The 7,793-nt window shown below is 69.8% G+C and carries 6 protein-coding genes and 3 pseudogenes; 1 reads left to right on the top strand and 8 read right to left on the bottom strand.

Features of this window, described 5'->3' with window-relative positions; translation table 11 throughout:
* Positions 1 to 132: pseudogene (locus GAK38_RS22940) on the top strand (IS481 family transposase); the annotation flags it as partial.
* A gap of 184 nt (positions 133 to 316) precedes the next feature.
* Here the strand turns inward: GAK38_RS22940 and GAK38_RS22945 are convergent.
* The 8 genes and pseudogenes from GAK38_RS22945 to GAK38_RS22980 all read right to left on the bottom strand — a co-directional run.
* Positions 317 to 1,486, bottom strand: a complete 1,170-nt coding sequence (locus GAK38_RS22945; RefSeq protein WP_325347213.1) for a HAMP domain-containing sensor histidine kinase — start codon at positions 1,484 to 1,486, stop codon at positions 317 to 319.
* Between the two features lie 4 nt (positions 1,487 to 1,490).
* Positions 1,491 to 2,203, bottom strand: a pseudogene (locus GAK38_RS22950) (response regulator).
* Positions 2,204 to 2,299: 96 nt separating this feature from the next.
* Positions 2,300 to 3,655: an AmpG family muropeptide MFS transporter gene (locus GAK38_RS22955; protein WP_325347214.1), complete on the bottom strand. Its 1,356-nt coding sequence runs from the start codon at positions 3,653 to 3,655 to the stop codon at positions 2,300 to 2,302.
* A gap of 372 nt (positions 3,656 to 4,027) precedes the next feature.
* A complete protein-coding gene (gene phhA, locus GAK38_RS22960) occupies positions 4,028 to 4,906 on the bottom strand; it encodes a phenylalanine 4-monooxygenase (RefSeq protein WP_325347215.1) in 879 nt (292 codons plus the stop codon).
* Between the two features lie 11 nt (positions 4,907 to 4,917).
* Positions 4,918 to 6,018: a 4-hydroxyphenylpyruvate dioxygenase gene (gene hppD / locus GAK38_RS22965; protein ID WP_325347216.1), complete on the bottom strand. Its 1,101-nt coding sequence runs from the start codon at positions 6,016 to 6,018 to the stop codon at positions 4,918 to 4,920.
* Between the two features lie 150 nt (positions 6,019 to 6,168).
* Positions 6,169 to 6,639, bottom strand: coding sequence for an SRPBCC domain-containing protein (locus GAK38_RS22970; protein ID WP_443089268.1), 471 nt, complete (start codon positions 6,637 to 6,639; stop codon positions 6,169 to 6,171).
* Positions 6,640 to 6,790: 151 nt separating this feature from the next.
* A complete protein-coding gene (locus GAK38_RS24050) occupies positions 6,791 to 6,985 on the bottom strand; it encodes a hypothetical protein (RefSeq protein WP_443089267.1) in 195 nt (64 codons plus the stop codon).
* Positions 6,986 to 7,661: 676 nt separating this feature from the next.
* A pseudogene (locus tag GAK38_RS22980) lies at positions 7,662 to 7,793 on the bottom strand (IS481 family transposase); the annotation flags it as partial.

Raw genomic sequence — 7,793 nt, forward strand, 5'->3', positions numbered from 1 at the left:
TTGTACAACCAGCAACTGCCGCAGTCAGCGCTGGGCAGCAAGACGCCCATGCAGGCCATGAAGAACTGGTATCAGACTCACCCGCATCTGTTCCATAAGCGGCTATATGATCGTCCGGGATGCGACAGCTAAACAAACAATATGACCAGTGTGTAAAAAAATATAACGAAAGGCCATGGGCCGGGAAATGCCCTGAATAGGGTATGGCGCGCGGGGGATTCCAGGAGTGTGTCGGGGGTGTATCGCGGACCGCCCGCGCTTGGGCATGCGCCCCGGCAGGCGCGGCGGGGCGCCACGGCGGGCGGGCCGGCGGGCCTCAGCCGCCGCTCGACGCCGGCAGCTCCAGCACGAAGCAGGCGCCGTTGTGGCCGTCCGGCCGCGCCGTGCAGCGCACTGTGCCGTTGTGCCGCTGCACGATGGAGCGCACCAGGGCCAGGCCCAGGCCCACGCCGCCTTCGCGTTCGCTCGCGCCCGGCAGGCGGTAGAACGGCTCGAAGATGCGCTCGCGCAGCGCCTCGGGCACGCCGGGGCCGCGGTCGCAGACCTGCACTGTGGCGCGGCCGCCCGCCTGCCGCACGACCACCGTGATTTCAGCGCCGCCGCTGTGGCGCCGCGCGTTCTCCAGCAGGTTTCGCAGCGCGTGGCGCAGCAGCTTGGGCACGCCGGGCACGGTCACCGCGCCGGCGTCGGCGTCGAGTTCGGCGTCGACGCGCACGCATTCCTCGGCCGCCAGGCCGGTCAGGTCGATCTGCTCGAAGGTGCCCACGTCGGCCTCGCGCGCATCGAGCCGGCTCGACAGCAGGATCTCGTCGACCAGCTGGTCGAGCTCGCCGATGTTGCGCAGGATCTCGGCGCGGAAGGCCGGCGACGCGGTGCCGCCCATCAGCTCCAGCCCCATGCGGATGCGCGTCAACGGCGAGCGCAGCTCGTGCGACGCATTGGTCAGCAGCGACTTGTGCGACTGCACCAGCAGTTCGATGCGCTCGGCCGCGGCGTTGAAACGCGCGGCCAGGTCGGCCACCTCGTCCTGGCCCTGCACCGGCACGCGCACCGTGAGGTCGCCCTCGCCGAAGCGCTGCACGGCGCGCTGCAGCGCCTCCAGCCGCAGCGTGAGCCGGCGGATGATCGGGAAGGCGCCGACCGCCACCGCCAGCCCCACGAGTCCCAGCATCCAGAGAAAGCCGAACGGCGGGCGCAGCAGCCGCGGCGGCAGCAGCAGGCTCAGCGTCTCGCCGTCGGACAGGTTGACCGAGAACTCCAGCCCCTCGCCCGGGATGCGCGTGACCGTGCCATAGCTCAGGATCTCGCCCTGCGCATTGCGTACCACCACCGGCTGCTGCTGCGCCGGCTGCTGCTGCGCGGCGTTCTGCTCGGCCGCCACGCGCCAGGCCCAGCCCACCACGAGCGTGAGCACCGCCACGCCGCCGACCACGGCCAGCCAGATGCGCAGGTAGAGCCGGCGCGAGAACGGGTTGTGCAGCGCCATCCCGTCAGTCTTGCTGTTTTGCAAAGACGTAGCCCACGCCGCGCACCGTCAGGATGCGCTTGGGCGCCTTCGCATCGGCCTCGATGGCCGCGCGGATGCGGCCCATGTGCACGTCGATCGATCGGTCGAAGGCTTCCAGCTGATCTGGTCGCGCGTGAGCGCCCGGCCGGCGCGCTCGGCCATGGCCACGAGCAGGTTGAACTGGTAGGAGGTCAGCTCGGCCGGCTTGCCGGCCACGCTCACCGCGCGCGCATCGCGGTCGATCTCCAGCGAGCCGAAGCGCATCGCCTGCGGCTGCGGCGCGGCCGCGCCCTCGGTGTGGCGGCGCAGCGCGGCGCGGATGCGCGCGAGCAGCTCGCGCGGCTCGAACGGCTTGGGCAGGTAGTCGTCGGCGCCGATCTCCAGGCCGATGATGCGGTCCATCGGGTCGCCCTTGGCGGTGAGCATCAGCACCGGCGTGCGTGTGGCCGGGCCGGGCAGCGCGCGGATGCGGCGGCAGACCTCCAGGCCGTCAACGTCGGGCAGCATCAGGTCGAGGATCACCAGATCGGGCGCATCGGCTGCCGTGCCGCCGGCCGCGGGCGGCTGGATCTGGGCCAGCCCGGCCAGCGCCTCGGGCGCATGGGTGAAGGCGAAGCCCGACTGCGCCAGGTACTCGCCCACCATCTGCGCCAGGCGGGTGTCGTCTTCGATCATCAGGATGGGGGGCGTGGTCATGGTGGTCCAGTGCAGGGTTGAGGGGTGATGCTCGCGCCGCCGCCGCAGGTGGCGTTGTCGGCTACGTAAAGTTGCGTAAACCGGGGCGTCGGGGTGTCAGGCGGAGGCGCGGGGATGGACCCGTGCCGCGAGCGCGGCCAGGATCAGCACCGGCACGCCGAGCAGCGCCGTGCCGGTGAAGAAGCTGCCGTAGCCGTGCGCATCGACGAAGCGGCCCGAGAAGCCCGCCAGCCACTTCGGCAGCAGCAGCATCAGCGAGCTGAAGAGGGCGTACTGCGTGGCCGAATAGTTCACATTGGTCAGGCTCGACAGGTAGGCGATGAACGCGGCCGAGGCGATGCCGCCTGCGAGGTTGTCGGCCGAGACGACGAAGACCAGCGCCGGCACGTCGTGCCCGCGCCCGCCGAGCCAGGCGAACAGCAGGTTGCTGGCCGGGCTGGCGAGGGCGCCGAGCATCAGCACCCGCATCACGCCCAGGCGCATCGACAGCACGCCGCCGACGAAGGCGCCCGCCAGCGTCATCACCACGCCGTAGATCTTGGTGACGGCCGCGACCTCGTCCTTGGTGAAGCCCATGTCCACGTAGAACGGGTTGGCCATGATGCCCATAACCACGTCGCTGATGCGGTAGACCGCGATCAGCCCGAGCACCAGCGCGGCCTGCCAGCGGTAGCGGCCGATGAAGTCGGCGAACGGCTCGACCACCGCACCGCGCAGCCAGTCGGCCACACCTTTGGCCGGCGCCGGCGGGCTCGGCGCCGGCTCCGGCGACAGCAGTACGGTGGCGATGCCCACTAGCATCGACGCGGCCATCACGCCGTAGGCCGTGGACCAGGCGCCGTACTGGTAGCCGGCCACGCCGGCCACTTCGGCCCGCGCCGCGACCCACAGCACGCCGGCGCCGGCCCAGATCATCGCGAGGCGGTAGCCGGTCTGGTAGGTGGCGGCGAGCGCAGCCTGGCGGCGCGCGTCGGCCGATTCGATGCGGTAGGCGTCGAGCGCGATGTCCTGCGTGGCCGAGCCGAAGGCCACGGCCAGCGCGCACCACACCAGCGGCACGAGCGAGGCGCGCGGATCGTGCTGGGCCATGCCCGCGAGGCCCGCGACCACCGCGCACTGCGCCAGCAGCAGCCAGCTGCGCCGCCGGCCCAGCCAGCGCGTGAGCAGCGGGATCGGCAGCCGGTCCACCAGCGGCGCCCAGGCCCATTTGAAGCCATAGGCCAGGCCCACCCAACTCAGGTAGCCGATGGTGGTGCGGTCGATGCCGGCCTCGCGCAGCCAGAACGACAGCGTGCCCAGCACCAGCAGCAGCGGCAGCCCGGCCGAGAAGCCCAGCGCCAGCATGCGCAGGCTGGCCGGCTCCAGGTAGACGCGCAGCGCGTCGCGCCAGGAGAGCCGGGCGGGGGCCGGCGGGTCGGCGGCGATGGCCGTGCTGGGTGTGCTGTCTGACATGGAGCGCCTGGGCAAATTGCCTATTATTCGCGCCATGCGCCGCCTCCGTAACCCTTGCGCATCCACCTGGCCGGCGCGTCGCGGCTTCCTGCCGGCGCCGGCCGGACCGCTGGAGACGGCCGCCGGCCAGCAATACCACGCGCTGCCGGAGCAGGCCCGCGCGCAGAAGGCCCGGCTGGCTCCAGCCATCCGCGGCGGCGGAAAAGACCGACGTCTGCTTTGTCTCGGCCCATCCGAGCGGCCCGGACCGCATCCGCGGACTCCAGGCCAACCTGCCCAAGGTGCAGGCTCTATGAGCAGGTGTGCAAGAGTGGGGGTATCCGTCTCTAGCCGTTGACAGCTGCCGGCCAGCTAATGGTAGACCGGGGAGTATTAACTGCCGTGCCGGTGGCTGCCGGTGCCGCGCGACAGCACCTGGTCCTGCGGCAGCAGCTCGCCCGGCGCGCATTCGGGCTGCGCGGCCGCGGCGGCATAGACCGGCGCGAAGTCCACGCTCGCCAGTTCCAGCAGCTGGTCCAGGCTGTCGATGACAAAATAGCTCTCCTGGAAGTCGTCGATGCAGTAGCGCGTGCGCATCACCCGCGCCAGGTCGAAGCCCACCCGGTGCGGCGAGGGCGAATCGAGCGCGAACACGCTCTCGGTGTACGAACTGGCGATGCCCGCGCCGTAGATGCGCAGGCCGCCGGCCTCGCGCACCAGGCCGAACTCGACCGTGTACCAGTACACGCGCGCCAGCTGGTCGAGCGCGCCCAGCTCCCTGGAGCGCAGCCCGCCCTGGCCGTAGGCCTGGATGAAGTCAGCCATGGCAGGGTTCAGCAGCAGCGGCACGTGGCCGAACACGTCGTGGAAGACGTCCGGCTCCTCCAGGTAGTCCAGCTCCTGCGGCCGGCGGATGAACCGCCCGGCCGGAAAGCGCCGGTTCGCCAGGTGGTCGAAGAACACCTCGTCGGGCACCAGCCCCGGCACCGCGACGATCTGCCAGCCAGTGCGCGGCAGCAGCACCTCGCTCAGGCGGCGGAAGTCGGGAATGGCGTCGGCCGCGATCGGCAGGTGCCGCATGCCGTCGACGAAGGCCGCGCAGGCCCGGCCCTGCAGCAGCGCCGTCTGGCGTTCGAAGAGCGTCTTCCAGGTCGCATGCTCCTCGGCCGTGTAGTTCTCCCAGCCCTGGTCGATGGTCCAGTCGGGGCGGTCGGGGTGGAAGTCCGCACCGGCTGCCAGGCCGTGCCTGACGTGGGGGGTGGCGTCATGCATGGCTTGCGCCTTCAGGCCGTCTGGAGCACGCCCCGCTCGATCTGGTCGCGCTCCAGCGATTCGAACAGCGCCTTGAAGTTGCCCTCGCCGAAGCCCTCGCGGTAGTCGCCTTTGCGCTGGATGAATTCGAAGAACACCGGCCCCAGCAGCGGCGTCGAGAAGATCTGCAGCAGCAGCCGCGGCGTGCCGCCGGCCGTCGTGCCGTCGAGCAGGATGCCGCGCGCCTGCAGCGCGGCCACGTCCTCGCCGTGGCCCGGCAGGCGTTTCTCGATCTGCCGGTAGTACACATCGTTCGGCGCCGTGGCCAGCGGCACGCCGGCCAGGCCGAGCGCATCCACCGCGCCCGGCAGGTCGTCGGTCAGCAGGGCGATGTGCTGGATGCCCTCGCCGTTGAACTGCATGAGGAATTCCTCGATCTGGCCGCCGCCCTGGCGCGCTTCCTCGTTGAGCGGGATGCGGATCCGGCCGTCGGGCGCGGTCATAGCTTTGGACGTGAGGCCGGTGTACTCGCCCTGGATGTCGAAGTAGCGGATTTCGCGGAAGCCGAAGAACTTCTCGTAGAAGCCGGCGCAGTAGGCCATGCGGCCGCGGTAGACGTTGTGCGTCAGGTGGTCCACCACGGTGAAGCCGTGGCCGCGCGGCCTGCGGTCCACGCCCGGCAGGAACTCGAAGTCGATGTCGTAGATCGACCGGCCTTCCTCGAAGCGGTCGATCAGGTAGAGCGGCGCGCCGCCGATGCCCTTGATGGCCGGCAGGCGCAGCTCCATCGGGCCGGTCGGCACATCGACCGGCTGCGCGCCCAGCTCCAGCGCACGCCGGTAGGCTCGGTGCGAATCGCGCACGCGGAAGGCCAGGCCGCAGGCCGAGGGGCCGTGTTCCGCCGCGAAATAGGCGGCCGGGCTGTGGGGCTCGCGGTTGACGATGAAGTTGATGTCGCCCTGGCGGTACAGGTCCACGTCCTTGGAGCGGTGGTGCGCCACCCGGGTGAAGCCGATGCGTTCGAACAGCGGCTCCAGCACGCCCGGCGTGGGCGAGGCGAACTCGACGAACTCGAAGCCCTGCAGGCCCATCGGGTTGTCGAACAGGTCGGTGTCGGCGGGGGCGGAAGTCATGGCGTGTCTCCTGGCGTTCGGCGGTATGCAGCGATGCTAGGCGCGCGGGGCCGCAGGAACGCTGCCATCTGTATCCCAGGCCTTTCGCCGCGTGCAGGAAAACTGCGTATGCGGCAGAGCGGCCGGCGGTTTGCGCCCCCAGCGGCGTTGTCAAGCACGGATTTCCGGCTCTCCCACCAGCTGGACCTGCAGCACGAGCGCGGCCTGCCAAGCCGAGGTGACACAGGCGTCCAGCGAGATGGGCGCCGGAATGTTCTCCTGCACCGCGTGCAGCTCGGTGCCGGCCGCGACGGCGCGCAGAGTCACTGTGGTCACCATCGTGCCCGGCAGGGTTGTGTCCTCGAACCGTCGGTGTGGAGGCACCAGCTCCAGGTATTCTCGGCCGAGGGCATGGCTGGCACTGGTCGCGAAGTTGATGAACGCCAGGCGCACCCTGCCGGTGAAGCCGTGCGGCGGCAGCAGCCTGACGAGGGCGTCGCCATCGACGCGGGCGTGGAACACGCGCTCGGGCGGTGTGCGCAGCCTGCGGTAAAGGCGGACGGCGCGGTGCTCGGTGGTGGGAGTGCTCGCAGCGGGCGGTGGTCGTCTTGGTAAAACACAGTGCCGGGGCCGGGTTCGCAGCCCGTGCGGCTGCGGCCACTGAGCAGGCCAGCGTGCGCTTGCCGTCGGCCTAGCGCAGGTACCGGGCCGCGGCGCGCAGCAGCGGGGATTGCAGATCCGCCGGGCACAGCGCCTGGGTGCGGCCGGCGTTCTCGATGTTCAAGAGGTCCGCCTACTGCGACTCGTCCACGTAGCTGCGGGCGTAGAGCGCGCGGCTGCCATCGCTGCGCCAGCCAAGGCGATGGCCACTCCCCCTATGCCCGTCCAAATCCTGGAAATAGCCTGCATAACTGCCATAGAGCGTCTCCTGGTCCGGTTTGAGGATGTGCGCGCCCGCGGTGGCGGCCTGGTGCAGCGCGGCGTCCACCTCGGCTTTCGAGCCGACATTGTCGCCGCCCAGGCTCAGGCTGCTGGGCGAGGGCGCCCACGCTCAGCCGGGCGTCGGCCGTCAGGCTGGTGCGGGGCCACAGCGCCAGCAGCAGGCCACCGTCGAGCTTGAAGAACGCGACGGCGCCATTCTCGATCTCGGTGCGGATGATGGCCTTGGCCGCAGCCCAGGCCGCCGCGGTAGAAGGCGACGGCGCGCGGCAGGACGGTCAGGCGCGGCTGCATGGCGTCAGACCGCGTGGTGCTCGACGTGCTTCGGCATGGTGCAGGCGCGCCAGACGACTTCCACAGGAGCTTTCACGAAGGTTTTGACGGTGATCTGGGGCATGGCAGTATGCGGTGGGGTTTCGGCCGGCACAGTCTTGCCCGGCCGACGCGATTGCGGGGCAGGACGGTCATTTATGTGAATTTGAGTTGCGGCCAGAGCACATATCCCAGTGACCTAGAATGTGCGGCAGCTTGATGAGGCCCAGGTTGCGGTCCCGGCCAGAGCACATATCCCAGTGACCTAGAATGCCCAGCAGCGCAGGAAGCAGGTGACGCCAGTTCCGGCCAGAGCACATATCCCAGTGACCTAAAATCGCGTCGATGGCGTTGTAGACCGTCGCCAAGTTCCGGCCAGAGCACATATCCCAGGGACCTAGAATCAGGCTTCGCTAACTGTCGCATCCCGGACGATCATATAGCCGCTTATGGAACAGATGCGGGTGAGTCTGATACCAGTTCTTCATGGCCTGCATGGGCGTCTTGCTGCCCAGCGCTGACTGCGGCAGTTGCTGGTTGTACAA

Origin of the sequence: Xylophilus sp. (genome assembly GCA_009914555.1) — a bacterium.
Classification (GTDB): domain Bacteria; phylum Pseudomonadota; class Gammaproteobacteria; order Burkholderiales; family Burkholderiaceae_C; genus WNDY01.